General features: G+C 72.3%; 23 protein-coding genes and 1 pseudogene. 13 read left to right on the plus strand and 11 right to left on the minus strand.

The genetic code is table 11. The features are described 5' to 3' along the window. Positions 1-10 precede the first annotated feature (10 nt). The gene (locus HD593_RS15920; RefSeq protein WP_312903493.1) at positions 11-829 is read right to left on the minus strand and encodes an alpha/beta hydrolase; all 819 of its coding nucleotides are present in this window, start codon (positions 827-829) and stop codon (positions 11-13) included. A 171-nt stretch (positions 830-1000) separates the two neighbouring features. Between HD593_RS15920 and HD593_RS15925 the strand changes: the two genes are divergently transcribed. Then, the gene (locus tag HD593_RS15925) at positions 1001-1930 is read left to right on the plus strand and encodes an aldo/keto reductase (protein WP_185102902.1); all 930 of its coding nucleotides are present in this window, start codon (positions 1001-1003) and stop codon (positions 1928-1930) included. Positions 1931-2135: 205 nt separating this feature from the next. Here the strand turns inward: HD593_RS15925 and HD593_RS15930 are convergent. Next, positions 2136-2468 (minus strand): annotated as a pseudogene (locus HD593_RS15930) (STAS domain-containing protein); the annotation flags it as partial. Between the two features lie 144 nt (positions 2469-2612). Between HD593_RS15930 and HD593_RS15935 the strand changes: the two are divergent. Then, positions 2613-3047: a helix-turn-helix domain-containing protein gene (locus HD593_RS15935; protein ID WP_185102904.1), complete on the plus strand. Its 435-nt coding sequence runs from the start codon at positions 2613-2615 to the stop codon at positions 3045-3047. Positions 3048-3089: 42 nt separating this feature from the next. Here the strand turns inward: HD593_RS15935 and HD593_RS15940 are convergent, their stop codons facing one another. Together HD593_RS15940 and HD593_RS15945 are read right to left on the minus strand one after the other, a co-directional pair. Beyond that, complete coding sequence (locus HD593_RS15940) at positions 3090-4604, minus strand: MFS transporter (RefSeq protein ID WP_185102905.1); 1515 nt, start codon at positions 4602-4604, stop codon at positions 3090-3092. Continuing rightward, positions 4601-5176 carry a TetR/AcrR family transcriptional regulator gene (locus HD593_RS15945; RefSeq protein ID WP_185102906.1) on the minus strand — a complete coding sequence of 192 codons (576 nt, stop codon included), beginning with the start codon at positions 5174-5176 and terminating at the stop codon, positions 4601-4603. The genes HD593_RS15940 and HD593_RS15945 overlap by 4 nt, the downstream gene beginning before the upstream one ends. A gap of 157 nt (positions 5177-5333) precedes the next feature. On the opposite strand from HD593_RS15945, the gene HD593_RS15950 reads away from it, so the two are divergent. Then, a complete protein-coding gene (locus HD593_RS15950) occupies positions 5334-5879 on the plus strand; it encodes a TetR/AcrR family transcriptional regulator (protein WP_312903494.1) in 546 nt (181 codons plus the stop codon). On the opposite strand, the gene HD593_RS15955 is transcribed toward HD593_RS15950, so the two are convergent. Together HD593_RS15955 and HD593_RS15960 are read right to left on the minus strand one after the other, a co-directional pair. Beyond that, the gene (locus tag HD593_RS15955) at positions 5817-7298 is read right to left on the minus strand and encodes a WS/DGAT/MGAT family O-acyltransferase (RefSeq protein WP_185102908.1); all 1482 of its coding nucleotides are present in this window, start codon (positions 7296-7298) and stop codon (positions 5817-5819) included. The genes HD593_RS15950 and HD593_RS15955 overlap by 63 nt on opposite strands. 142 nt (positions 7299-7440) lie before the next feature. Next, a complete protein-coding gene (locus HD593_RS15960; RefSeq protein ID WP_185102909.1) occupies positions 7441-8487 on the minus strand; it encodes a sulfite oxidase in 1047 nt (348 codons plus the stop codon). A gap of 277 nt (positions 8488-8764) precedes the next feature. Here HD593_RS15960 and HD593_RS15965 point away from each other — a divergent pair, with 277 nt between their 5' ends. Beyond that, positions 8765-9070, plus strand: coding sequence for an SH3 domain-containing protein (locus HD593_RS15965; protein ID WP_185102910.1), 306 nt, complete (start codon positions 8765-8767; stop codon positions 9068-9070). Here HD593_RS15965 and polX read toward each other — a convergent pair whose 3' ends face one another. Further along, on the minus strand, positions 9071-10750 hold the full coding sequence (gene polX / locus HD593_RS15970; protein WP_185102911.1) for a DNA polymerase/3'-5' exonuclease PolX: 1680 nt from the start codon (positions 10748-10750) through the stop codon (positions 9071-9073). A gap of 53 nt (positions 10751-10803) precedes the next feature. After that, on the minus strand, positions 10804-11772 hold the full coding sequence (locus HD593_RS15975) for an aldo/keto reductase (protein WP_185102912.1): 969 nt from the start codon (positions 11770-11772) through the stop codon (positions 10804-10806). 212 nt (positions 11773-11984) lie between these two features. On the opposite strand from HD593_RS15975, the gene HD593_RS64330 reads away from it, so the two are divergent. The 6 genes from HD593_RS64330 to HD593_RS16005 all read left to right on the plus strand — a co-directional run bounded on the left by HD593_RS64330 (position 11985) and on the right by HD593_RS16005 (position 21417). Then, the gene (locus HD593_RS64330; protein WP_185102913.1) at positions 11985-13133 is read left to right on the plus strand and encodes a sensor histidine kinase; all 1149 of its coding nucleotides are present in this window, start codon (positions 11985-11987) and stop codon (positions 13131-13133) included. 136 nt (positions 13134-13269) lie between these two features. After that, positions 13270-15831, plus strand: coding sequence for a class III lanthionine synthetase LanKC (gene lanKC / locus HD593_RS15985; protein ID WP_185102914.1), 2562 nt, complete (start codon positions 13270-13272; stop codon positions 15829-15831). Next, on the plus strand, positions 15803-15934 hold the full coding sequence (locus tag HD593_RS15990; RefSeq protein ID WP_103955008.1) for a SapB/AmfS family lanthipeptide: 132 nt from the start codon (positions 15803-15805) through the stop codon (positions 15932-15934). The genes lanKC and HD593_RS15990 overlap by 29 nt, the downstream gene beginning before the upstream one ends. Positions 15935-16001: 67 nt before the next feature. Further along, the gene (locus HD593_RS15995; RefSeq protein WP_185102915.1) at positions 16002-17789 is read left to right on the plus strand and encodes an ABC transporter ATP-binding protein; all 1788 of its coding nucleotides are present in this window, start codon (positions 16002-16004) and stop codon (positions 17787-17789) included. Further along, on the plus strand, positions 17786-19447 hold the full coding sequence (locus HD593_RS64335; protein ID WP_185102916.1) for an ATP-binding cassette domain-containing protein: 1662 nt from the start codon (positions 17786-17788) through the stop codon (positions 19445-19447). Before HD593_RS15995 ends, HD593_RS64335 begins: the two co-directional genes overlap by 4 nt. After that, the gene (locus tag HD593_RS16005; RefSeq protein WP_185102917.1) at positions 19444-21417 is read left to right on the plus strand and encodes a prolyl oligopeptidase family serine peptidase; all 1974 of its coding nucleotides are present in this window, start codon (positions 19444-19446) and stop codon (positions 21415-21417) included. Before HD593_RS64335 ends, HD593_RS16005 begins: the two co-directional genes overlap by 4 nt. Before the next feature lie 5 nt (positions 21418-21422). Here the strand turns inward: HD593_RS16005 and HD593_RS16010 are convergent, their stop codons facing one another. Next, entirely contained in the window at positions 21423-22028 is a 606-nt protein-coding gene (locus HD593_RS16010; RefSeq protein WP_312904438.1) for a response regulator transcription factor, read from the minus strand. A 173-nt stretch (positions 22029-22201) separates the two neighbouring features. Between HD593_RS16010 and HD593_RS16015 the strand changes: the two genes are divergently transcribed. Continuing rightward, entirely contained in the window at positions 22202-22690 is a 489-nt protein-coding gene (locus HD593_RS16015; RefSeq protein WP_185102919.1) for a carboxymuconolactone decarboxylase family protein, read from the plus strand. On the opposite strand, the gene HD593_RS16020 is transcribed toward HD593_RS16015, so the two are convergent. Both HD593_RS16020 and HD593_RS16025 read right to left on the minus strand, forming a co-directional pair. After that, a complete protein-coding gene (locus tag HD593_RS16020) occupies positions 22691-23719 on the minus strand; it encodes a zinc-dependent alcohol dehydrogenase family protein (RefSeq protein ID WP_185102920.1) in 1029 nt (342 codons plus the stop codon). It abuts the gene before it with no gap. A gap of 1 nt (position 23720) precedes the next feature. Continuing rightward, positions 23721-24551, minus strand: coding sequence for a helix-turn-helix transcriptional regulator (locus tag HD593_RS16025; protein ID WP_185102921.1), 831 nt, complete (start codon positions 24549-24551; stop codon positions 23721-23723). 102 nt (positions 24552-24653) lie between these two features. Here HD593_RS16025 and HD593_RS16030 point away from each other — a divergent pair, with 102 nt between their 5' ends. Beyond that, positions 24654-25364, plus strand: a complete 711-nt coding sequence (locus tag HD593_RS16030) for an SDR family oxidoreductase (protein WP_185102922.1) — start codon at positions 24654-24656, stop codon at positions 25362-25364. Between the two features lie 36 nt (positions 25365-25400). Next, positions 25401-26798, plus strand: a complete 1398-nt coding sequence (locus HD593_RS16035) for a glutamate-cysteine ligase family protein (RefSeq protein ID WP_185102923.1) — start codon at positions 25401-25403, stop codon at positions 26796-26798. Positions 26799-26859 lie beyond the last annotated feature (61 nt).

Consider the following 26859-nt stretch of genomic DNA (forward strand, 5'->3'; position numbering starts at 1 on the left):
CCGCCCGTCATCAGGCGGGCCGTGCCCCGATCGCGGACATCAGCAGGGGATAGGCCCGGTGCAGCTCCCGCTGCCACGACGTGTGGTTGTGCCCGCCCTGGTGGAAATGGGTGCGTACCGGGAGGCCCAGCTCCTCAAGCCGCCCGGCGAACGCCCTGGCCGCCCGGTTCGCCAGATCCTCCACCAGGTCGCCCTCCCCGGCGGACACGTACAGCCGGACCCCCTTCAGCTCGCCCGCCAGGTCGTAGGGGTTGTGCGCGCGCCAGACCTCGCGCTGCTCCTCCGGATCTCCCCAGATGCGTTTCCAGTCGGTGCCGAAGCAGCCGATCGCGGTGCCCGCCATCACGGCCTGCGGCACGCCGGGGCCCAGGATGTGCAGGGCGCCGCTGAACGAGGCCGCCGCCTCGAAACGGCCCTTGGCCGCGTACAGCATGGCGCCCTGCCCGCCCATCGAGTACCCCGCGACGGCCTGCCGCGGGCCCGCCCGGTAGCGGGCTTCGAGCAGCGGCAGCAACTCCTTCAGGTGGTAGCTCTCCCAGCGCGGCGGGCCGCCCTCGCCGCCGTTCCACCAGTCGGAGTAGCTGCCGCATCTGCCGCCGTCCGGCATCACGACGAGCACGCCGGTCCCGCGGGTGAGCGCCTCGACGTCGGTTCGCGCCGTCCACGAGGTGTGGTCGTCGAGCCCGCCGTGCAGCAGCCACAACACCGGCCAGTCAGTACGGGACTCCCAGCCACGGGGGAGCAGCAGGCGCACCTTCGTGGTGGCGTCGAGCGCCCGCGACCTGATCGTCAGCTCCAGCCTGCGCTCGTCCAACCGGCGTTCGCTCACGATTTCGGTCCGGGTCGGGGCCGGTTCGGGAGGGGCCGGATCGTTCGTACCGGGTCGCAGCACCGCCACGGCCGTCAGGCACAGACCTGCGGCGACCGCCACGCCGACCAGGCATCCTCGTAACCGGGGCCGCATCGCGATCTCCTTGTTGGATGTGCGGATAATAGCGAGATGAGATCCATAGGCACTACGGACCTGTCCGTATTTCCGATATCGCTCGGCACCAACGTCTTCGGCTGGACCGCCGACAAGGAGACCTCGTTCGCGATCCTCGACGCCTACGTCGACGGCGGCGGCAACTTCCTCGACACCGCGGACGTCTACCCGCACTGGGTCACCGGGGAGTCCACCTCCGAGATGATCATCGGCGAGTGGCTGGCCTCGCGCCGCAACCGCGACTCGATCGTGCTGGCCACCAAGGTCGGCATGCTCGAAGGGCTCGAAGGGCTCGCGCCGGCGACGATCAGGACGGCGGTCGAGGACTCGCTGCGGCGGCTGCGTACGGACTACCTCGACCTGTACTGGGCGCACGTCGACGACCACGACACGCCACTGGTGGAGTCGCTGGCCGCGTTCGACGCGCTGATCCAGGAGGGCAAGGTCCGCCACATCGGGGCCTCCAACTACTCCGCGGGGCGGCTGGCCGAGGCGCTCAAGATTTCCGACGCGGAGGGGCTGGCCAGGTACGTCGCGCTGCAGCAGCCGTACAACCTGGTCGAGCGGGGCTACGAGGGCGACCTGCGGGAGGTCGTGGCCGGGGAGGGGCTGTCCAGCGTGCCGTACTTCGGGCTGGCGCGCGGGTTCCTGACCGGCAAGTACGCGCCCGGCGTGGCCGTGGACAGCCCGCGGGCCGGGAGGGCGGCCGAGTACCTGGACACCGCGCACGGGCCCAGGACGGTGGAGGCGCTGACCATGCTGGCGAGGGAGCGGGGGGTCGCGCCGGCCTCGGTGGCGCTGGCCTGGGTGGCCGCCCAGCCGACGATCACGGCGCCGATCGCCAGCGGGCGGAACCTGGAGCAGTTGGGGGCGCTGATGGAGGCGGCGGCGCTGACGCTGAGCGCCGAGGAGCTCACCATCCTCGACGAGGCCTCCCGCCCCTGACGCTGTGCGGGCCCCTGACCTTTGCCTGCCTCGCTGCGCCCCTGGCCGCCGGTCGCGGTGGCAAGGGGCGCAGCGGCATGTCCTGAGGCCTTGAGGCCCTGAGGTCGGGCCGTCGTCAGGCCGTCGTCAGGCCTTGCTGCGCGACCCACTCGGCGACGCTGCCCGCCTCGGCCTCGACGGCCTGCGTCCAGTGCGGGTCGGCGGCGATCGCGTCCTGGACGGAGGCGTGCGAGGCGAACACGGCGGTCAGCCCCGTGATCTTGAAGATGCGCGAGATGCGGTCCGTGGTCATCACCAGCGCGAGCGAGCCGTCCTGCGTGCGCAGCCGCTTGAGGCCGCCGACGAGCACGCCCAGCCCGGTCGAGTCGAGGAACTGCACGGCGCTCAGATCGGCGATGACGTGCACGGTGCCCTTGGCCGCGAGGTCGATGATCTGCTCGCGCAGCTTGGGGGCGGTGAACACGTCGACCTCGCCGGCGACCTTGAGCACGGCGCAGCCGCCGACCGGTCCGGCCACCTCAATGACGATGTCCTGCATCTCGCGCCTCACCATCGCTCGTGTCATCGACTACATTGACGGGGAACTCTGTGCATTTACAGTACTGCGGTGGGCGCGCGTCCGTCAATGGGTGGCTGTCGGTGTCATCGTGGAGCATGACAGTCGGATGGGAGGGGTGAGGAGATGCGGGTCGAGGAGGCCATCGGGCGGCAGATCGCCCGGCTGCGCGCCGAGCGCCGGATGTCGCTGACCGAGCTGGGCGAGGCGCTGGGGCGCTACCTGGACAGGCCGTGGAGCCGGCAGGCCGTCCACCAGGCCGAGCGCGGCCAGCGGTCCTTCACGGCGGCGGAGCTGACCGCGCTCGCGCTGGCCCTCGACACGTCCGTCCCCGTGCTGTTCCGCGTCGAGCACGAACGGATCGAGCTGCCCGGCGGGGTCGTCTCGCCCGAGGACTACCGGGGGATCCTGCTGAGCAGGGAGCCGGACATGCCGCTCGACGGGGTGGAGGAGCTGATCGTGGCCCTGCACGACATCGGCGAGGTCCTCGCCCGCCCGGCCCTGGCCCGCCTGGCCCGCATCGGCCGCGTAGCCGACCAGGTCGCCGGCCCCGACCAGTAACCCCGCCCCGGCTTGCGTATCGCGGGGCGGGGGCGGGGCGGGTCAGTGGTGGTTTGCCGATGAGACGTCGAGGTCGCGGGGGGTGAGCCACCACACCGCCAGCGTGCCCGCCGCCAGCAGTACGGCCGCGGCCCCGCTGGTCAGCACGAGGGAGTCGGTGAATGCCGCCGTGGCCTGCGAGGCGAGATGCCCGCCCGCCGCACCCAGGTCCCTGGCGACGTCGAGCGCTCCGCCCAGCGACTCCCGCGCGACCTCGGCGCCGGGCCCCGTGTACGCCACCTCGCCCCGGTACGCGGCGGCCGCGACGCTGCCCAGGACGGCCACGCCGAGCGCCCCGCCCAGCTCGTAGCTGGTCTCCTCGATGGCGGCCGCGCTGCCCGACTTCGCCGGCGGCGAGCCCGACATGATGGTGGCCGAGGCGATGGCGAGCGAGCCGTTCCCGACACCGATCAGCGTCAGGGCGACCGCCACGGGCCAGTAACCCAGCGGGGCGGGCGCCACGACCAGCAGCAGGAACGCCAGCCCGGTCAGGGCCAGCCCGCCGGCCAGCACCGTACGGGCTCCGATCCGCGCCGCCAGCGAGGGCGCCAGTGGCGAGGCGATGACGGCGGCCAGCGCGGCGGGCAGCAGCCTCAGGCCCGTCTCCAGCGGCCCGTACCCCTGGACGAGCTGCATCCACTGCGCGAGCAGCAGCAGCACCGATGCCATCGCGATCGACGTGATCAGCGCCGTCACCACCCCGGCCGAGAACGGCGCGCTGCGGAACAGCCTGAGCTCCAGCAGGGGGTCCTCCCTGCGCAGGCACCGCACCGCGAACCAGCCCAGTGCCACCACCGCCACCACGGCCGCCACCAGGGCTCCGGGGGAGGTGAGGCCGTACTTGCCGAAGTTCTTGATCGCGTAGACCAGGGCCACCATGCCGGCCATGGACAGCACCGTGGCCACCGCGTCCCAGCGGCCGGGCGCCCGGTTCCTGGACTCGGGCAGCAGGAACAGGCCGAAGCCGATCGCGAGGGCCATGACGGGCACGTTCACCAGGAACGCGGCGTGCCAGCTGAAGTGCTCCAGCAGCACGCCGCCCACGACGGGCCCCAGCGCGGCGCCGACGGCGGCCATCGCCGACCACACGCCGAGGGCCTTCGCGCGCTCGGCGGGGTCGGTGAACAGGTTCCGGATCATGGACAGCGTGGACGGCATGATCATGGCGCCGCCGACGCCGAGCAGCGCCCGTACCGCGATCACCTCCAGCGGGCTGCCGGCCGCCAGCACGGCCAGCGAGGCCAGCCCGAACACCGCGAACCCGGTCATCAGCATCCGCTTGCGACCCCACCGGTCGCCCAGCGCGCTCACGGTGACCAGCAGCCCGGACAGGACCAGCGCGTACGCGTCCACCATCCACAGCAGCTCGGTCGACTCCGGCCGCAGGTCCTCGGAGATGGCGGGCAGGGCGACGTTCAGCACGGTCATGTCCATGACCACGAGCAGCACGCTGGCCGACAGCACCGCCAGGCCCGCCCACCGCCTCCTCGACGAGACGGGCGGAGTGGTGACCGTCATGGTTCCTCCCTCTGAGGTGCGGCGCCGTGCAGGAACGTGCTGATCAGCAGCCGCGTCACGTCCCGCCGGGCCACGTCGCCGTTGCGCAGGCTCTCCCGTACGGTCACCAGCAGCCCGTACACCAGGTTGCCGATCCAGCGGGCGGGCAGGTCGGCGCGGAGCAGGCCCGCGCGCTGGGCGGCGGCGTAGAACACGACCTCGCGCTCCTCCAGCTCGCGAGTGCGCCGTGCCAGCTCCGGATGGGTCACCAGGCGTTCGTCGGTCAGGCCGAACCCGTACTCGTCGGCCACGTCGATCACGCCCTCCAGCAGCGCGTGCATGGCCCGTTCCAGCTCCTCGGGGTCGCCGGACGCGGTCGCCGCCGCCAGGCCGCTGGACGCCTGAAGGTGCTCCCACTGGTCGTAGGCGCGGTGGGCGAGGGCCAGCATCAGCTCGTCGCGGTTGCTGAAGTGGCGGTGCAGGGTGGCCCTGCTGATCCCCACGGCCTCGGCGAGCTGCGCCATGGAGGCGGCGGGGCTCTCGTTGAGGTGATGGATGGCGGCCTTCATGATCTGGTCGCGGGTCGCTGCCATGTAGACACCTGCGTATCGTTTGAGACGTTTATGTCTCATACGATACTCGAAAGACTCACTGTTTCGCTCGCAGGGGTAGACCGAGCACGGCTCGGCAGACGCCTCTCGCCCTCCCGTGATGGCGATGGAGTCGCAGGTGGGGCTATGGTTCGGAGCTGTGGTGATCGGTGACGCGCGCACGCGCATCCTGGACGCGGCCGAGGAGCTCTTCGCGGGCGGCGGCTACGAGGGCACTCCGACCGCGGTCATCGCCAAGCTGGCCAAGGTGCCCAAGGAGCTGATCTCCCAGTACTTCCCGCGCAAGATCGACGTACTGGTCGCCCTCGTGACCGAGCGCACGCACGTCGAGGAGGACGACCAGGTCGACGCGGTGCCGGGCGACCCGGCGGGCACGCTGGCCCGGCTGTCGCGCGTCCTGCCGCTGCGCGCCTCGCCGGCGATGCGGCGCATCCTGTTCCGCGAGGCCGACACGCACGGCTCGGTCAAGGAACGCCTCGGGCGCCTCAACGGCGAGCTGGCCAGGCGCGCCAGGTTCGCGCTCGGGCTGGCCCTGCCCGGTGCGCGCGGGGACGCGGCCCGGCTGGAGGTGGCTGCGGCCACGTTCGCCGCCATCCTGATCTACCAGGAGAACCTCTGCCAGCTAACGGGCCACCAGATCGACCCCGACGCCGTCGCGGAACTCATCGCCCACTCGCTCGTCTAGCAGCTCGTCCAGCGCCGTACGCAGGTGCTCCAGCAGGCCCCACACGTCGTCCACCCGCTCGGGGCAGGCCACGATGCCGAAGTCGAGCATGCCGTCGTAGGAGAAGCAGGTGATGTTCAGGCCGCCGCTCATGTCGGTCAGCACGGACAGCGGGTAGTACGACAGCACCCGCCCGCCGCACATGTACAGCGGGAACTGCGGGCCCGGCACGTTGCTGACGATGAGGTTGATCGGCGGGCACGCCATCCCCGCCAGCCGGAAGATCGCCGGGGTGGCGAGGCTCGTGACCGGGGCCGGCAGGATCGAGCACAGCTCGCCCAGCCACGTCGCCGGCGCGAGCGCGAAGCGCCGCTTGGCCCTGCCCATGGCGGTGACGACCGCCTGGAGGCGCTCCCTGGGGTCGGGCAGGTTCGTCGGCATGGGCGCGACCATGGCCGAGATCTGGTTGCCGACCAGGTCCTTGGCCTTCGCCCTGCGTACCGCCACGGGCACGCCCACGACCAGCGGCGCCTCCGGCAGCGCGTCCCGCTCGCGCAGCCACGAGCGCAGGGCCGAGGTGCACAGGGTCATGACGACGTCGTTCACGCTCATGCCGTTGGCCTTGGCGACGTTCTTGACGTCCTTGAGCGAGAGCGAGCCGAACGAGAGGTGGCGGCGGGCGCTGATGGGGCCGTTGAGCGGCGTGCGGGGGACCGCCAGGGCGGGCAGCCCGGGGCGGTGGTGCCGGTCGCGGGTCACCACCCGCGCGGCCCTGGCGACCAGCTTCGCGCCGGGCAGGGCTCCGACGATCGGGATGGCGTCCAGGTCTCCCGCGGCTCTGACCACCGACCGCACGGCGCGCACGGGGTGGGTGGCGGTGCGGAACGCGGCGCCGGCCAGCATCTCCATCAGGCCGGGAGCGTCATCCGGGGCAGAGGGGGCGGGGTCGGGAGGGAGCTCGCACGGAGTGTCCTGCAGGTCGAGCAGCGTGGCGAGGGTTTCCGCGCCCGAGACGCCGTCGATCGCGGCGTGGTGCACCTTCGTGTAGACGGCCACCTTCCCCTCACCCAGCCCGTTGATCAGATGCATCTCCCACAGCGGATGCGCCCGGTCCAGCCGGCGGGCGTGGATCCGCGCGACGGCGTCGGCGAGCTGCCAGTGGTCCCCCGGCTCGGGGAGGGTCAGCTCGAAGAGGTGGTTGTCGAGGTCGAACTCGGGATCGGCGGCCCAGTAGGGGTGGTCCAGGCCGAGCGGCACCTCGGCCAGGCGCAGGCTGAGCGCGGGGGAGAGGTGGACGCGCTCGCGGAGCAGCTTCGCCAGAGCGCTCCTGGTGACCGCTCCGTCCGCCGAGTCGAGGATCGCCAGCCCGGCCACGTGCGCGGCGGTCGTGGGCGTTTCGACGTGCAGGAACTGGGCGTCGAGTGCGGTCAGCTGGCGCATCGGCTCTCCTTTTCCCGGGTGTCGGCAGCATCACATCAGGGGATTTCCGAAAGGTTTCTGCGCGAGTCTTTCAGATGAATTCCGGTGCGCCGTACGAGTGATTATGGGAATCGCCAGCTCAGCCCCGATCGGTGACAATTTCCTATCCGTTGACGACGTGAACGGGATGTCGCACGACGGCGTCGAAGTGGTATCCGAACGGATGGCGTGGCGTGGTGAGGGGTTGCGTGGCGCCGGTCTCGTCCGTGGCCCGCGCCATGAGCAGGCGCGTGCCCGTACGCCCGGGGGCCCAGGCGATGTGCCAGGGCAGCCAGGCCTTGACCAGGTGCCGGCCGTGATGCTCCGCTGGGCGCCAGCTCAGCCCGCCGTCGAAGCTGACCTCCACCCTGACGATCCCGCCCCGCCCCGACCAGGATCGCCCGCGCAGGATGTGCGGGCCGGCGACGGGCACGCGCGCGTTCCAGGGAACCTCGAACGCGCTCTTCACCGGCTGCGTCGTGACGTCCGGGTAAAAGACCGTGTTCCACGGCGTGTACAGCGGCTCGGTCGAGACCTCCAGGTCGCCGAGCCATTTGATCGACGCTATTCCCACCCATCCCGGCACCACCAGCCGTGCCGGAAATCCATGGTCGGGCGGCAGCGGGACGCCGTTCATCTCATAGGCGACGAGCACGTCGTCCATGGCCTTGCCGATGGGCAGCGGCCTGCGGACGTGGCCATGGTCCTCGAACGGGGCGTCGAGCCCGGTGGGCAGCACGTCCACCGCCTCGGGCCGCACCCCGGCCTGGCTCAGCAGGTACTTGAGCGGCACCCCGCGCCACCGCGCCACCCCGATCGCACCCAGTCCCCACTGCGTGCCGGGGGTGCCGTCGTGCTGCTGGGTCCGGTAGAAGCGCCGCCCGTTGCCGGCGCACTCGATCGCCACGTCGTACGTGCGCGAGGGCATGGCGCGCAGTTCCTCGTAGCCGAACTCGCGCGGACATCGCACGCCCTCCCCGTGGACGGCCAGCCGCCAGGTGGTGACGTCGACGAGCGGCGTGAAGGTGTGGTTGCGGACGAAGAACCGGTCGTTCGGGGTGTGGTAGCCGAGCCCCGCCATGGACTCCCAGCGCATCTCGGCACTGTTGCCGTGGACCCTGAACAGGTGGTCGGGCAGCGGCTTCACGATCGCCGCGGTGGCCTGCCTCATGGAGCATCACCTCGTAGTACCTATTTCCTACCAGGAAACCATTTAATCTCCCCGCGCTGTCCTCCGCGCGCCCGTCATTGCCAAAACGTGTCCTCGACCCTGCGGGAACGTTCCATTCGTGCCGCTCACAGACCTCTACCCGAGGTCAGGCCACCGCAACGCCTCGCGTCGCCGCCCTGCGCGATCCGCCACGATTGAGGCAATTTATCCGCATATATGGCGTTAAGTCCGTATCTGCGAGCAGGGGGTCACGGAGACCGTCGAAAGGGGATCGCTCATGGGAGCCGTAACCCGCCTTCTCGCGGGCGCCGCACTCGCCATCACCCCCGCCACTCCGGCCACCGCCGCCCACCACTCCCCGACCTGCCACTACGTCAACCAGACGGACGACCCGGCCCCCATCAGGGAAGGCCCGGGCAAGAAGCACCGCAAGACGGCCGAACTCCCCCCGTCCGACGACCCGATCAAGGCCACCTGCGCCGCCAGAGGCCGCGGCCCCGACCACTGGGTACGCATCAAGACCGGCGACCAGAAGGGCAACTGGGTCTGGCGCGACCGCCTCCAGGTCTGGACGGGGGAGTGATCAGCGCCCCAGGAAGGCCAGCAGCCGCTCCAGCGGCCACGTGTTGATGACGTCGTCCGTGGTCAGCCAGGCCCGCTGCGCGATCCCCACCCCGAACCGCTGATTGGCCAGGTGCGGGATCGCGTGCGAGTCACTGTCGATCGAGAACTTCACCCCGTGGTGCCTGGCCAGCCGCACCAGGTCGGACGGCAGGTCGGAGCGGTCGGGGAAGGAGTCGATCTCCATGGCGGTGCCGGTGCGGGCCGCGGCGCGGAAGACGGCGTCCCAGTCGGCGTCCACGGGCTCGCGCTTGCCGATCTTGCGGGTGGTCGGGTGGCCGATGATGTCGACGTACGGGTTCTCGCAGGCGGCGATGAAGCGGCGGGTCATCTCGTCGCGCGACATGCGGAAGTGCGAGTGCACCGAGGCCACGCACACGTCGAACTCCCGCAGCACCTCCCCGGGCCAGTCGACCGAGCCGTCGGGGGCGATGTTGAGCTCGGTGCCGTGCAGCAGCCGCATGCCGGGATAGCTCGCCTGCAGCGCGGCCACCCGGCCCCGCTGTTCGAGCGCCTTGTCCAGGGTCATGCGCTGCATCGCCAGGTCGGGCGCGTGGTCGGTGACCGCGTAGTACGCGTAGCCGCGGGCGTGGCCGGCCGCCACCATGTCCTCCAGCGAGGCGATGCCGTCGGTCAGGTCGGTGTGGGTGTGCAGGTCGCCCTTGAGGTCGGCCAGCTCGACCAGGACGGGCAGCTCGCCGGCGAGCGCCGCCTTGACCTCCCCGCCGTCCTCGCGCATCGGCGGCGGCACGTACTGCATGCCGAGCGCGTCGTAGATGTCCTCCTCGGACTCGGCGGCGATCACCCGCTCGCCCTCGAACAAGCCGTACTCCGACAGCTTCCAGCCCTTCTTCACCGCCATCTCCCTGATGGCGACGTTGTGCTCCTTGGAGCCGGTGAAGTACTGCATGGCCGCGCCCCACGAGCCGGCCGGCACCACGCGCAGGTCCACCTGGATGCCGGACGTGGTGCGGATCGAGGTCTTCTTGTCGCCGGCGGCGATGACGTCGGCGACGTACGGCTGGGCGCGGAAGTCCTCCATGATGGACTCGGGCGCCACCGCGAGGATGTCGATGTCGCCGATCGTGTCGCGCATCCGGCGCAGCGACCCCGCGTACGCGATGCGCTCGGCCTTCAGCGAGGCCATCACCTGCTCGGCCAGCGACATCGCGACGCCGATGTGCACCCGGCGGCCCGACTGCTCCAGCTGCTCGATGCCCTTGAGCAGGTTGGCCAGGGTCTTGGGGCCGAGGCCCTTGACGCCGTCGAGGCGGCCGGAGCTGATAGCCTCGCTCAGCGCCGTGGTGGAGTCGATCCCGAAGTCCTCGAACAACATGATCGCCGTCTTCGGCCCCAGGGACGGCACCCTGGTCAGCCGCCGCACCCCGTCGGGCACGCGGCCCCGCAGGTCGTCGAGCTGCCGGAAGCTCCCGCGCTGCAGGAACTCCTCCATCTTCTTGGCGATGGCCTCGCCCACCCCGGGCACGGAGCGCACGTCGACGACCGAGATGTCCTCGGGGTACCCGGCGATCGCCTTGGCCGCCTTCTGGTAGCTCCGCACCCGGAAGGCGTCGCCGCCGCAGAGCGCGAACAGCTCCGCGTATTCCTGCAGCGCCGCCGCCGCTTCCTCGTTTGCCCGCATGCCCCATACCTTAGGGGTCCGGTACGACAGTCCCGGCCCCTCCGGCCCGCCGGCTAGAAGCGCACCTCGCGAGGGCGGTACGGCGCCTCCAGGAACGCGATCTCCTCCTCCGACAGTGTCACGGACACGGCCGCCACGGCGTCGTCCACGTGCCGCTCCTTCGTGGCCCCCACGATCGGCGCGGTGATCTCGCTCCGGTGCAGCACCCACGCCAGCGCCACCTGCGCCGCGGGCAGCCCGCGCTCCGCGGCCACCCGCGCCACCCGGTCGATGATCAGCTTGTCGTTCTCCGGGTCGTACAGGTAGTCGATCCGCTCGTCCGAGCCCGTCCTGGCCGTCGTGGTGGCGGAGCCGGCCCTGGCCAGCACGCCGCGCGCCAGCGGGCTCCACGGGATCACGCCCACGCCCTGGTCGGCGCAGAGCGGCAACATCTCGCGCTCCTCCTCGCGGTAGAGGAGGTTGTAGTGGTTCTGCATGGAGACGAACCTCGTCCACCCGTTGACCTCGGCCGCGTGCTGCGCCTTGGCGAACTGCCACGCCCACATGCTCGACGCCCCGAGGTAGCGGACCTTGCCCGCCCTGACCACGTCGTGCAGCGCCTCCATGGTCTCCTCGATCGGCGTCTCGTCGTCCCAGCGGTGGATCTGGTAGAGATCCACGTAGTCGGTGCCGAGCCGGGTGAGCGAGGCGTCGATGGCGTCGAGGATGTGCTTGCGCGACAGGCCGCGGTCGTTGCGCCCCCTGCCCATCGGGAAGTACACCTTCGTGGCCAGCACGTAGTCCTCGCGCCTGGGGAAGGCCGCGCGCAGCACCTCGCCGGTCACGACCTCGCTGGCGCCGTTGCTGTAGACGTCGGCGGTGTCGAAGAACGTCACTCCCGCGTCGGCGGCCCTGCGGACGAGGGGTTCCGCCTCCTCCCGCGCCAGCGCCCACTGCTGCCTGGCGGGGTCGCCGTAGCTCATCATGCCCAGGCACAGCCGGGAGACCTTCAAACCTGAGTTACCCAGTCGCGTGTACTCCATGACGCTCACCATATGACCAGATTTGTCGCCGTTACTCAGCGGGTGGATGGGAAGTCAGGTCTGTCCAAAAGCGGAAATGACCTTTACACGGGCGACGCCGATCGGGTCGATTAGAGGAACGTTGCAAAACGGTGGGCGCCCTGGCGACGTGCCTGATCCGGCAGACCCGAACGCATACCGGGGGTGAGGTGGAAGACACACACGGTGGATTCGTGTCTCGGGCGCGCGCCAGGCTCACCGATCTGCGTGCCAGGCGAAAGGGCCCGCGTGCCCGGCTCAAGGGGCTCTCCTCCCCCTACTGGGTGGGCGGCCTCGGCCTGGCGGCGGGCATCGCCGGGCTGTCGGTGCCGATCCTGTCCGGGCTGGCGAGGTCGGGGATGGCGGCCGAGGGCGCCGTGACGCTGCTCGTGCTGGTGGCCCTGCACGTCAAGTTCATCACCGAGACCCCGGTACGCCGTGCGGGCGCGTGGTGGATCGTGGCCGTGCAGGCGTGGCTGACGTACCTGCCGCTGACCGTGTTCGGCGCGGCGTGGACCCCGGTCTGCGGCCTGCTGGCGGGCGCGCTGCTGGTGATGGCGGGCCGGATCCGCTCGACCGTGCTGGTGCTGCTGGCCCTGGCGTGCGGGCCGGTGGTGCTGGCGGCTCCCGACCGATCCATGATCGACCCGCTGTGGGCGCTGGCCGCCCCGCTGGCCGGCCTGGCCGAGTACGCGGTGATCACGCTGGCCAGGCGGGCCAAGCGGCTCGGCGAGGCACGTACGGACGTCATGCGCAGAGCCGTCGCCCTGGAGCGCCGCCGCTTCACCCGCGACCTGCACGACCTCGTCGGCCACCGGCTGACGGTGCTGGTGCTGAAGGTGCAGCTGCTGGAGCGGCTGGTCGCCGAGCAGGACGATAAGGCGCGGGACGAGGTGAGCGAGACGCTGGAGCTGCTGCGCAGCCTCTCGACCGACGTCAGGGCCGTGGCGCACGGCCTGCGCAGCTCCTCGCTGGCCGCCGAGCTGGGCTCGGCCCGCTCGCTGCTGGAGTCGGCGCGGGTGCGCTGCCAGATCAGGGTGTCCTGCCGCGACCTGCCCGGCGACGTGGAGGAGGCGCTCACGCACGCCCTGCGGGAGGGCGTCACGAACGTGCTGCGCCACGCGGAGGCCCGCCAGTGCTCGGTGCACCTCCTGGAACGTGACCACATGGTCCGCCTGACGATCAGGAACGACGGGGTACGCCCGCCGCGCCGCCCCGGCGACGCCGGCCAGGGCCTGCTGAACCTGGCCGAGCGCGTCTCCGGCCTCGGCGGCTGGCTGGAGGCCACCTCCTCCAGGACCGGCCAATTCACCTTCAGCGTGTACGTCCCACGAAAGAAATAATCGTCCCCCCGATCAATGGTGCGTATTTCACAAAGGCCATTTAAATAGGCATGTATTCGTGCTGAAAAATGTGACTAGCCGGGCGGCTCCAACGGCGAGAGGCTACTGAGCACACCGCCCCGGAGGTCCCGCCCAGATGGACAAGTACGAGCTCTATTGCCTGGTCGATCCGTGTTTCTACGACACCCTCGAGCACAGCACGGCAGCAGACGCCGACTTTCCCATTCTGCGCAGGCCACTGCCCGCCGGCTGGTCCTCGGCGGTCACCGACACCTGGTGCTATTACGCCCCGGACCACGAGCCGCCGCTGCCTTCGCAGGGCTGGAAGATTCACGTGTCCGCCCGCGTCGAGGACGCGGAAAAGGCCATTGAAGCGGTTTGGGACTACTGTTTGCCGCGCGGTATCGCGTTCAAGTTCCTGCGTGGCCTGCCCGTGCTCGTCATGGTGAACTCCAAGGCCGCCTCCCGGGCCTCCAGCGGCAAGCTCGTCACGATCTACCCGCGCGACGAGGCGCAGCTCGAACTGGTGCTCAAGGAGCTCGACGAGCTGCTGCGCGACGTGCGCGGCCCGTACATCCTCAGCGATCTGCGCTACAACGACGGCCCGCTGTTCGTCAGGTACGGCGGCTTCGCCGAGCGGCACTGCCTGTCCTCGTCGGGCGAGCGTGTGCTGGCCGTCGAGGACGGAAACGGCACGCTCGTGCCCGACGTGCGGGGTGCCACGTTCTCCGTGCCGCCGTGGACCACGCTGCCGGCGTTCCTGGAGCCACAGCTCGCCGCCCGGAACGCGGTGACGACGACCGGGCTGCCGTACACGATCGAGAGCGTCCTGCACTTCTCCAACGGCGGCGGCGTCTACCTGGGCCGCGACACGCGGACCGGCGAGCGCGTGGTGCTCAAGGAGGCCAGGCCGCACGCCGGGCTCGACGCGGCGGGCCGCGACGCGGTCGCCAGGATCGAGCACGAGCGCGACATCCTCGAACGCCTGTCGGGCCTGCCCGCGGCCCCCGCGCTGCGCGGCTACTTCACGCTCGGCGAGCACCACTTCCTCGTGCAGGAGTTCATCGACGGCACGCCGCTCCAGCGGCGGCTCGTGCACCGCTACCCGCTCACCCGCGCCACCTGCACCGAGCGGGACCTGGCCGAGTACACCGAGTGGGCGGTCGAGACGCTGGAGGAGGTGGCGCGCGCGGTCGGCTCGCTGCACGAGCGCGGGGTCGTCTTCGGCGACCTGCACCCCGACAACATCCTGCTCACCGACGAGGGCCGGGTGGCGCTGATCGACTACGAAGTGGCCACGCTCGCCGAGGACAGGGCGCGCGCCGCGCTCGCCCACCCCGCCTTCGCCGCCCCGGCCGACCGCCAGGGCGTGGACGTGGACCGGTACGCGCTGGCGTGCCTGCGCCTGGGCCTGTTCGCGCCACAGTGCACGATCATGCTGCCGCTGCACCGGCCGAAGGTGACGCACCTCGGGGAGATCGTCAAGGAGACGTTCCCGGTGCCCCACGGTGTGATCGACGAGGCCGTCGCGACCATCGCCGGCGGCGAGCGGGCCACCGCCGCCACCTCCATGCCGGGCGTGGCGAGCTGGCCCGAGCTGCGGGACGCCATGGCCACAGCCATCGTGGCCGCCGCCACGCCCGCCCGGGACGACCGGCTCTTCCCCGGCGACGTGGGCCAGTTCCAGCCCGGCGGCGGGCTCAACCTCGCGCACGGCGCGGCCGGCGTGCTGTTCGCCCTGCACAGCACCGGCCTCGGGCCCTTCCCCGAGTACGAGCGCTGGCTGCGCGAGCGAGCCCGCCGCCCCGTCCAGGGCTCCGGCCTCGGCCTGTACGACGGGCTGCACGGCATCGCGTACGTGCTCGGCCTGCTCGGACACCAGGAGGACGCGCACGACCTCGTCGAGGTCTGCCTGCGCGAGAAGTGGGACCGCCTGGAATCGGCCCTCATCTCCGGGCTGTCCGGCATCGGGCTGAACCTCCTCCACTTCGGCCGCACCGACCTCGCCCTGCGCGCGGCGGACATCTGCGCGGAGCGGCTCGGCACCCCCGTGCCAGAGATCAGCGGCGGCACCAGCCCGCGCGCCGGGCTCATGCACGGCTCCTCGGGCCCCGCGCTGCTGTTCCTGCACGCCTACGAGCACACCGGCGACGCGGCGCTGCTCGACCTGGCCGCCACCGCGCTCCGGCAGGACCTGCGGCGCTGCCGCCACTCCGAAGACGGCTCGCTCCAGGTCAACCAGGGGTGGCGGCTGCTGCCGTACCTCGACGAGGGGTCCGCGGGGATCGCCCTCGTGCTGGAGCGCTACCTGCGGCACCGGCACGACGAGGCGTTCGCGACGGCGCTGGCCGAGCTGCGGCTCGCCGGGCGCGCGGGCTTCTTCGTGCAGGCCGGGCTGTTCACCGGCCGCGCCGGGCTCATCGCCGCCGGCGCGGGGGACGTGCCCGAACTGGTGAAGGGGCTGCGGTGGCACGCGCTGCCGTACGCCGGGGGCCTGGCCTTCCCCGGCGACCAGCTCCTGCGCCTGTCCATGGATTTCGCGACCGGAACGGCCGGCGTGCTCTTCGCCCTCGGTGCTGCGCTGGGCGAACGTCCCTGCAAGCTGCCGTTCCTGGAGGCCGCGCCCGAGCGGTCTCTCCCCGACGACACCACGGAAGGAGGTGTACGACATGGTACTTCTCGACCTGCAGGGTCTTGAGGCTCCCGCGGCCAGCGACGTGGCCAGCGGCGGCAGCACGCTCACCGTTCTCTCCTGCCACTCCGGCAAGCCCAGCAACCTCAGTGTCGCGCTCTGCCACTGATGTGCGAATAGAGGTCCCCGCGCCGTCCACCCACGGCGCGGGGACATTCACCAGAGGAGGGGTCGCCTTGCGGGCAGGAGACCGGCTGGTCGCCGGCACGGTACGGCGCGGTGGCCCATGGCCCGCAGTGCTGGCCGGCACGGCGGTCGTGGGAGCGGCCGGTGAGCTGGCCGTCCCGTACCTGATCGGCCGCACCGTGGACGCCCTCGTGGCCCGCCAGCCGTCCGGTACCCACTGGCTGGCCCTCTGCGCGGGCGCGGTCGCCGCCGTCATGCTCTGCGAGAGCCTCGGCGTGTGGGCGCGCGGCGCCAGCGGCGCCCACGCCGCCGCGACCCTGCGCTCCGGCGTGCTTCGCCACGTGCTCGGCACCGGCTCGGCGGCCACCCGCCGCTTCCCGGAAGGCGAGCTCGTCACCCGGGCAGGACTGAACGCCGAGGAGGTCGGCAGGGCACCCGAGACGGTGACCAGCGCGCTCGCCCTGCTCGTCCCCACGGCGGGCGCGCTGGTCGCGCTCACCCTCATCGCTCCCGTCCTGACGCTCACGCTCGGGGCGGGCATCGTCGTCATCCTCCTCGTCCTGCGGGCCTTCCTGCGCACCACGACCACGCTCGCCGGCGGGTACCAGCAGGTGCAGGGCGAGATCGCCGCCCGCCTCGTGGAGGCGCTGGGCGGCGCCCGCACGATCGCCGCCGCGGGCACGGCCGACCGCGAGTCGCGCCGTGTGCTCGCGCCCCTGCCCGGGCTGCGTACGCACGGGATGGCGCTGTGGCGGGCCAACGCCTCCGCCGCCGTCCGGGCCGGGCTGGTCGTGCCGCTCTTGGAGGTCGCCGTGCTCGCCGTGGGCGGCTTCATGCTCGCCGCCGGCGACCTCACCATCGGAGAGCTGTACGCCGCCGCGCGCTACGCCGTGCTCGGGGCCTCGCTCAGCACGGCGCTCGGCCACATCAGCGGCCTGGCCAGGGCGCGCGCCGCCGCCGGACGGGTGGCCGAGGTCCTCGACCTGCCGCCCGTCCGGTACGGCACCCGCACCCTCCCGCCCGGCCCCGGCACGGTCGAGTTCCGCGACGTGGCCGCGAACGGCCTGACCGTCGGCGATCTCGCGCTCCCCGGCGGCTCCGTCACCGCCGTCGTCGGGCGGTCCGGGGCGGGCAAGTCGCTGCTGGCCGCGCTGGCGGGCCGGCTGGCCGAGCCCGGGCGCGGCACCGTGCTGCTCGACGGCGTGCCGCTGGCGGAGCTGGCGGAGGAGGAGCTGAGACGGGCGATCGGCTACGCCTTCGAACGCCCGACCCTCGTCGGCGAGACGATCGGCGACGCCATCAGCCCCGAGCCGGCGCCTCGGGCGGCGGAGGCCGTTCTCGACGGGCGGGCGCCCGTGGCGGGTCGGGTGGCGGAGGCCGCTGAGGCCGCGTGTGCGGACGGGTTCGTGCGGCGGCTGCCGCTCGGTTACGCCACCCCGCTCGGCGACGCGCCCATGTCCGGTGGCGAGCGGCAGCGCATCGGCCTGGCCAGGGCGTTCGCGCAGGGGGAGCGGCTGCTCGTGCTCGACGACGCCACCTCCAGCCTCGACACCGTGACCGAGCGCCAGGTGGGCCAGGCCCTCACCACCGACCGGCACGGCCGCACCCGCCTCATCGCCGCCCACCGCCTCGCCACCGCCGCCCGCGCCGACCAGGTCGTCTGGCTCGACGGCGGCATGGTCCGCGCGTGCGGGCCGCACCACGAGCTGTGGCAGGACCCGGCCTACCGCGCGGTCTTCCAGGAATCCGACGGAGCCGACAGAGCCGACAGAGCCGACGGAGACCGGGAGGCCCGGAGCGCCGAGGAAGTGCGGGCAGCCGAGGGAGCCGCGCCGTGAACCCGCTCGTCCGTGCCCTCCGGCGGGAGCCGCGGCAGCTCGTCAAGCTCGGCCTCTGGTCGGTGGTCGAGGCCGCGCCCGCGTTCCTCATCGGGCATGCCGTGGCCCGCGCCATCGAGGACGGGTTCGCCCCGGCCGAGCCGCTGATCGGGCTCGGCTGGCTGGCCGCGCTCGGGCTGGCGTGGCTCGCGGGGGCCGTGGCCGCGCGGCAGGTCGTGCTGGCCGTCGCCGCCGTGGCGGAGCCGTTCAGGGACGATCTGCTGACGCGCGTGGTGGAGGGCGCGCTCAGGACGGGCTCGGGGCGCGACAGCGCGGCCGTGGCCAGGGCCGGGCTCCAGGTCGAGCTCGCCAGGGACGCCTTCGCGGCCGTGGTCACCACCGTGCGCGGGTTCGTGTTCACGGTGGTCAGCGTCGTGCTGGGGCTGCTGACGCTGGCGCCGGAGACGCTCGTACTGGTCATGCCGCCGTTCCTGGCCGGGCTCGGGCTCTTCCTGGCCTCGCTGCCCGCGCTGGCCCGGCGGCAGCGGGCGTACCTGCTGGCCGACGAGCGGCTGGCCGAGGCCATGACCGGCATGGCGGGCGGGCTGCGCGACATCGAGGCGTGCGGCCTGCGGGAGAGCGTGACGGGCCGGCTCGAACGCCAGGTCGGCGCGCAGGCCGGCGCCGCCCGCACGCTCGCCCGGGTGAGCGCCGCCCGCACCGCCGCCCTGGCCGCCGGCGGCTGGCTGCCCGTCGTGCTCGTCCTGGCGGGGACCCCGTGGCTGCTCGACCGGGGCGTGGGCGCCGGGGTGATCGTGGGCACCCTCGCGTACGTCGCCCAGTCCCTGGCGCCCGCGCTCGGCGGGCTCGTGCAGGGGCTCGGCGTCAGCGGCGTCCGGCTCGCGGTCTCGCTCGGCCGCATCCTGGCCATGGCGCCGCCCGCCGCCCCCGCGCCGTCCAGGATCAGGCCGTTCACGAACGAAATCCGGCTCGACGCCGTCACCTTCGCCTACGGCCCGCACTCCGCGCCCGTGCTGGAGGGCCTGGACCTGACGGTCCCCGAGGGCGACCACCTGGCGGTCGTGGGGCCCAGCGGCGCGGGCAAGTCCACGCTCGCGTCCCTGCTCAGCGGCGTGCTGCGGCCCGGCAAGGGCGAGGTGCTGGTCGGCGGCGTGCCCGCCGCCCAGCTCGACCCCGCCGCCCGCGTGCTGATCCCCCAGGAGGCGTACGTCTTCAGGGGCACGCTCAGGGAGAACCTGCTCTACCACGCCCAGGACGGCACCGGGCTCGCGGAGGCCGTCGAGGCCGTCGGGGCGGGCGGCCTGGTGGACGAGCTGGGCGGCTACGACGCGCAGGTCGACCCCGGCGCGCTCTCGGCAGGACAGCGCCAGCTCATCGCCCTGGCCCGCGCCTACCTGGCCCCCGCCTCGCTCGTCATCCTCGACGAGGCCACCTGCCACCTCGACCCGGCCACCGAGGCCAGGGCCGAGGCCGCGTTCGCCCGCAGGGGCGGCACGCTCATCGTGATCGCCCACCGCCTGACCTCCGCCCTGCGCGCCCGCCGCATCCTGCTCATGGACGGCACCCGGATCACGCTCGGCACCCACGAGGAGCTGATCCGGACCTCCCCCTTGTACGCCGACCTGGCCGGCCACTGGCACCCGGAGCCCGTCTCATGAACTTTCCGCCCGCCGAACGCCTCCCCCTCACCGAACACCGCCACGGCCACGAGATCGCCGACCCGTACCGCTGGCTGGAGGACCCCGCCGACCCGCGCACGCGGGACTGGCTGGCGGCCCAGGACCGGCTGTGGCGCGACAGCGCCGCCGGGCTGCCCCAGCGGGAGCGGTTCCTGGCGCGGCTGACCGAGCTCAGGGAGACGGGCCTGGTGACCCCGCCCGTGTGGCGCGGCGACAAGCGCTTCCACCTGCGCCAATCCCCGTCGCAGGAGCACCCGGTGCTCTGCTGCGACGACCGCGTGGTGCTGGACCCGATGGAGCTGGACCCCAGCGGGCTGACGACGCTGGACGACTGGCAGCCCGACCTGGAGGGGCGCCGCCTGGCGTACCAGATCTCGCGCAGCGGCGACGAGAAGGCCTGCCTGTACGTGCGGGACCTCGCCACCGGAGCTGTCCTCGACGGGCCCATCGGCGGCTGCCGCTACTCGGCGGTCGCCTGGCTGCCGGGCGGCGAGGCGTTCTACTACGTCCGGTTCCAGCAGGGCGTGTTCCTGCACACGATCGGCTCGGCCGAGGCCGACGTGCCCGTGTTCACCAGGGGCGCGATCTCGTACGGCGTGCAGATCAGCCCCGACGGCCGCTGGCTGACGATCTCGGCGGGCACCGCGTCGGGCAACGCGCTCTGGCTGGCCGACCTGGCGGCCGGGGACCCGGCGCCCAGGCCCGTACAGGAGGGCTCGCACGCCCGCACGGCCGGCGCGGTGGCCTGCGACGGCCGCCTGTACCTGCTCACCGACAGGGACGCGCCCCGCCGCAGGCTCTGCGTGGCCGACCCGGCGGCCCCCGCGGCCTGGCGGGAGCTGATCCCGGAGGACGCGGAGGCCGTGCTGGGGGCGTTCACGCTGCTGGATGGCGACCGGCTGCTCGTGTCCAGGACGCGGCACGCGGTCGGCGAGATCGCCGTGCACCACGCCCGCACGGGGGAGCGGCTGGGCACCGTGCCGCTGCCGGGCAACGGCTCGATCGCCTCGCTCACCTCCCGCCCGGAAGGCGGCCCCGAGGCGTGGTTCGCCTACACCGACGCCGTGACCCCCGCCGAGATCTGGCGCTACGACGCCCGCACGGACGCCACCACGCGCTGGTCGGCCGCGCCCGGCCGCGTCACGCTGCCGGAGGTGCGCAGCTCCCACCTCGAGTACGCCTCCGCCGACGGCACCCTCGTCCGCATGGTCGTCGTCGCCCGCCCCCACGAGGGCGGCCCGCGCCCGGCGATACTCAGCGGGTACGGCGGCTTCGGCATCCCCCTCATGCCCGGCTACGCCGCCGACTCCCTGGCCTGGGTCGAGGCGGGCGGCGTGCTGGCCATCGCCAACCTGCGCGGCGGCGGCGAGGAGGGCGAGGCGTGGCACCGCGACGGCATGCTGGAGCGCAAGCAGAACGTGTTCGACGACTTCGTGGCCGCCGCCGGGAAGCTGATCGCCGACGGCTGGACGACCCCCGAGCAGCTCGGCATCTGGGGCGAGTCGAACGGCGGCCTGCTCGTCGGCGCCGCGCTCACCCAGCGGCCGGACCTGTTCGCCGCCGTCGTGTGCTCGGCCGGGCTGCTCGACATGGCCCGCTACCACCTCAGCGGCCTCGGCCCCTCATGGACCGGCGAGTACGGCGACCCGGACGATCCAGAACAGCTCGGCTGGCTGCTCGGCTACTCGCCCTACCACCACGTGAGCGAGGGCACCGGCTACCCGGCGACGCTGTTCACGGTGGCGGCGGCCGACACGCGGGTGGATCCGCTGCACGCCCGCAAGATGTGCGCGGCGCTGCAGTGGGCGAGCGGCGGCGACCGTCCGGTCCTGCTGCGCCACGAGCCGGACGTGGGGCACGGGGCCCGGGCCGTCAGCCGCTCCGTGGGGCTGGCCGCCGACGTGCTGGCCTTCCTGGCGGCGCACACCGGACTGACCCCGGAAGTCTGAAACTTTCAGATCCAGCCCGACTCCCTGGCGATGCGGATGGCGTCGATCCTGCTGCGCGCCCCCAGCTTGGCCGTGGTCCTGGACAGGTAGTTGCGGACGGTCCCCTCGGCCAGATAGAGCGAAGCCGCGATCTCCCCGACCGACGCCCCGTCCGCCGCGGCCCCGATCACGTCCAGCTCGCGCGGCGTCAGCGGCGCCTCCGCCGGCCGCATGGCCGCGATCGCCAGCTCGGAGTCGATGACCCGCTCGCCCTCGGCGACCCTGCGGATGCCGTCCGCCAGCCGCCCGGGGGGCGCGTCCTTGGCCATGAACCCGCGTACGTGCACGTCGAGGGCCTTCTTGAGCAGCCCGGGGGTGCCGACGCCGGTCAGGATGAGCACCCCGCACTCGGGTAATTTCTCGTGCAGCTCACGTGCCGCGTCGAGCCCGTCCATGCCGGGTAAGGCGATGTCGAGCACCGCCACGTCGGCGTGGGAGGCCCGGGCCGCGGCCAGGATGCGGTCGCCCCGATCGACCTCGGCCACGACTTCGATGTCCTCTTCATAGGCCAGCAGCGCCACGAGCGCCCCTCGTACCAGGTGCATGTCCTCTGCGAGCAACGTTCGAATCACCATTGCGTCCTTGCGGTCGACCAGGCTTGCAACGTCTGCGGGCCCCTCAATCCTGCCGTATTGACCCGACCAAGAAAAGTACTTCCATTTAGCCGTCAAACGGATTTTGAATGCGGCTCGTACCCTGATGGGGGCCTACCAAGCGTCCGGCCGATTGGGAGATGCTGGCGAACATGAAACCCCGCGTACGGCCCCTTCCGCCCGAAGAATGGGACGACTTCACGAAGACCCATCCGTACAACGTGTTCGCCACCCTGGCCCGCCACCCGGGCCTGTACCGGGGGTGGCGGGGCTTCCACGGCGCGCTGCAGGACGGCACGCTGCCGGCCAGGGACCGGGAGCTGGCCATCCTGCGCACCGCCCACCACTGCGACAGCGCCTACGAGTGGGCCAGGCACGCCCGCCTGGCCCTGGAGGCGGGCCTCACGCCGCAGGAGGTCGAGCTGGTAGGCAGGCCGGACGCCCTGTGGTCGGTCGAGGACCAGCTCGTGCTCCAGGTGGCCGACGACCTGTACTACGCGGGCGACCTGACGGACGCGACGTGGGCGGCGCTGTGCGACCGCTACGACGAGGCGGGCCGGATCGAGCTGATCATGCTGGTGGCCCACCACGGCATGCTGGCCCTGGTGCTCAGGACCCTGCGGGTGCGGCCGGAGGACTGATCACCGGGGAGTGATCATCGTGACGCCCGGCACCGAGCCGATCGAGGCCAGCGCCTTGCCGGCGTCCGCGAGCCCGATCGTGCGGGTGACGAGCTGGTCGGGGTGCAGGATCCCGGCCCTGATCATCTCCAGCATGGGCGGGTAGGCGTGCGCGGCCATGCCGTGGCTGCCCAGCAGCCGCAGCTCGTGGCCGATCACCCGGTCCATCGGCACCGGCGTCGCCCCGCCGGGCAGCAGCCCGACCTGCACGTGCCGGCCCCGGCGGCGCAGGCTCTCGACGGAGGCGGCGCACGTCGCGGGGCTGCCCAGCGCGTCGATCGACACGTGCGCGCCGCCCCTGGTCAGCTCCCTGACCTGGGCCGCCGCGTCACCGGCCGAGCCGTTGACGAAGTGCGTGGCCCCCGCCAGCTCCGCCAGGTGCAGGGCGTCGGTGCTGATGTCCACCGCCACGACCCTGGCGCCGGCCGCCGTCGCGATCATCACGGCCGACAGGCCGACGCCGCCGCAGCCGTGCACGGCCACCCATTCCCCCGGGCGTACCTCGCCGACCTGCGCCACGGCACGGAACGCGGTGGCGAACCGGCAGCCGAGGCCGGCCGCGGTGACGTAGGCCATGTCCTCGGGCACGGCGATCAGGTTGACGTCGGCGTGGTCGATGGCGACGTACTCGGCGAAGGAGCCCCAGTGCGTGAAGCCCGGCTGCGTCTGCCGTTCGCAGACCTGCTGCTGGCCGGTGGCGCAGGCGGTGCAGGAGCCGCACGCGCAGATGAACGGCACGGTCACGCGCGCCCCCGGCCGCCAGCCGCGCACGTCGGCGCCCACCGCCTCGACCACGCCGGCCAGCTCGTGCCCCGGCACGTGCGGCAGGACCTTGATGTCGGGGTCGTGGCCCTGCCAGCCGTGCCAGTCGGACCGGCACAGCCCGGTCGCCTCGACCCTGATCACCGCTCCGTGCGGGGCCGGGGAAGGATCGGGCAGCTCGCGCACGTCGAGCTCCCCACCGAAGATGTCAAAGGCAACCGCTCGCATCTCATGAGCTTAGGGTGTACTGCCGCAGCTCGCGCAAGGCCCGGTGCGACGGCGAGCCGGGCTCGGTGGTGTAGAGCACGAGGCGCAGGTCGTCGCGGTCGGGCACCGGCATGACCTGGCAGATCGTGTCGATCGTGCCCACCACCGGATGGTGGATGCGCTTGCGCTGCTCCCTGCGCACCCGGACCTCGTGCCTGGCCCACAGCTCGGCGAACTCGGGGCTGAGCGCGAGCAGCTCGGCCACCAGCGCCTGGATCCGCCGGTCGTCGGGGTAGCGGCCCGCGGCGGCGCGCAGGTCGGCGACCGAGGCGCGGGCGAAGGCGCCCTTCTCCTCGTCGTCGAAGTGCTTGCCGATGTCGGGCGACATGAAGATCCAGCGCAGGACGTTGCGCTGCTCGGGTGCCAGGCCGTCCAGGTTGCCCATGATGGTGGTCGCCATGGGGTTCCAGGCCCGCAGGTCGTAGCGGGCGTCGAGCACGTAGGCGGGCACCTCGTCCAGGAACGCGATCAGGTGCAGCATGCTCTGCGGCACGTCCTCCCTGATCCGCGGCCGGTCCAGCGGCTGGCCCGCCAGGTGGAACAGGTGGGCGCGCTCGTCCTGGCCGAGCACGAGGGCCCTGGAGAGCGCGTTCAGCACCTGCCTGGACGGGTGCGGGCCGCGGCCCTGCTCCAGCCGGATGTAGTAGTCGATCGACATGCCCGCGAGCTGCGCGACCTCCTGCCGGCGCAGGCCCGGCGTGCGGCGGGTGCCCCCGGCCGGCAGGCCCACGTCCGCGGGGGTGACCCGGGCGCGGCAGACGCGGAGGAATTCGGCGAGTTCGTCGCGGTTCATGCCTCCATCCTCGGTGAAGAAGGCGCCCCGTGGGTGGTACCGCCGATCCCAGCCTCTCCAGGTCTCTCCCGGGACCCTCGTGACCTCGGCGAACGTGGAGGCATGACGAAGATCGCACTCATCACGGGTGCCAACAAGGGCATCGGCTACGAGATCGCGCGGCTGCTGGCCGGGCAGGGCGTCACCACGATCGTGGGGGCGCGCGACGAGGAGCGCGGCCGGGCCGCCGCAGACCGGCTCGGGCAGCCGTACGTGCGGCTGGACGTGACCGACGAGGAGAGCGTGTCCGCCGCCGCGAAGTGGATCGACGGCGAGTACGGCCGGCTCGACATCCTGGTCAACAACGCCGGCATCACCGGCGACCCGGCGGGCTTCCGGCCCAGCGCCGCCACGGCCGCGCACCTGCGGGAGGTCTACGAGACGAACGTGTTCGGCGTCGTCACCGTGACGAACGCGATGCTGCCGCTGCTGCGCAGGTCGCCGGCGGGGCGGATCGTGAACATGTCGAGCGAGCTCGGCTCGCTGGCCATGGCGATGGACCCGGACAGCCCCTTCGGCGACTTCAACGCCCTGACCTACAACTCCTCCAAGTCCGCGCTCAACATGGTCACCGTGTCCTACGCCAAGGAGCTGAAGGACACCCCGATCAAGGTGAACGCCGCCAACCCCGGCTACTGCGCCACCGACCTCAACCAGCACCAGGGATTCCGCACGGCCGAGCAGGGCGCGGCCATCGCCGTGCGGCTGGCGAACCTCGATGCGGACGGCCCTTCCGGGGCCTACCTGGAGGATGCGGGCGTCGTCCGCTGGTGAAGGTGTCAAGACCGACATTTAGGACAGATTGGGGTGATGGGAAGAGATCTGGATAAGGAGCGATTTACCGAGGCGGAATACACCCACTTCGGGGAGCGCATCCAGGAGCAGCTCGGCGTGCTGCGCGAGCTGCTCGACACCCCCGGCTTCGGCCAGGGCCCGATCACGATCGGGGCCGAGCTGGAGCTGTTCCTGATCGACGAGGAAGGGCGGCCGCTGCCGCACAACGACCAGGTACGGGAGGCCCTGGGCGACGACCGGGTGGTGCTGGAGCTGGGCCGCTACAACCTCGAGGTGAACCTGACCCCGCTGCCCCTGGCGGGCAGGCCGTTCGAGCGGCTGAGCGCCGAGGTGCAGGAGACCATGACCAAGGTGGACGGGGCCGTGGCGGGCGGGGGCGCGCTGCCCATCGGCATCCTGCCGACGCTCGACACCGAGGACTTCACGCTGGGCGCCATGAGCGACCAGAACCGATACCGGGCCATGAGCAGGGGCATCAGGAGGCTGCGGCTGGAGCCGTTCCTCGTCAAGATCGACGACCTGGAGCTCTCGGTCGAGGACGTGATCCTGGAGAGCGCCAACACCTCCTGGCAGGTGCACATCCGCACGCCGCCCGAGCACTTCGCCAGGCTGTTCAACGCCGCCCAGCTCGCCATCGGGCCGGTGCTGGCGGCGTGCGGGAACTCGCCGTTCTTCCTGGGGCGCGAGCTGTGGGAGGAGACCCGCATCGCGCTCATGGAGGAGGCCGCCGACGACCGGGACGTGCAGCGGCGCGAGCGCAGGGACGGGCGGGTGACGTTCGGCTCGGACTGGGTGCACGAGGGCGCGCACGAGCTGTTCGAGCGGTACGTGCGGGACTACGACCCGATCGTGCCCGACCTCGCCGAGGGCGCCGGCCGGCACGAGGTGCCGGAGCTGCGGCTGCACCAGGGCACGATCTGGCAGTGGAACCGCCCCGTCTACGATCCCGCCGACGGCGGCCACCTGCGGATCGAGCTGCGCGCGCTGCCCGCCGGGCCCTCCTGCGCGGACATGGCGGCGAACACGGCCTTCCTGCTCGGGCTGACGCTGTCGCAGGCCGAGCGGGACCTGACCGGCTACCGGTTCGCCACGGCGTACCAGAACTTCTACCGCGCGGCCATGCGCGGGCTGGACGCCCGGCTCTCCTGGCCCGGCATGGAGGGCGAGCGCGATGCCGCGGACCTGGTGCTCCACCTGTTGCCCGAGGCCAGGAAGGGGCTGCTCGGAGCCGGGGTGGCGCCGAGCGACGCTGACCGGGCGCTGGACGTGATCGCGCAGCGCACCCGGCTGCGCCGTACCGGCTCGGTGTGGCAGCGCGAGGCGCTGGCACGCTTCGGCGGCGACCGGCGCGAGCTAGTCCGCCGCTACCGGGAGCTGGCACTGTCGGGAACTCCCGTGCATTTGTGGAAGTGATCGCCAACCTTGCCCCTCCCCGTTCCGTCAAACTGGTCAAGAGACGGAAAAGTGAGGCAGA

This window comes from Nonomuraea rubra (assembly GCF_014207985.1).
Lineage (GTDB): Bacteria > Actinomycetota > Actinomycetes > Streptosporangiales > Streptosporangiaceae > Nonomuraea > Nonomuraea rubra.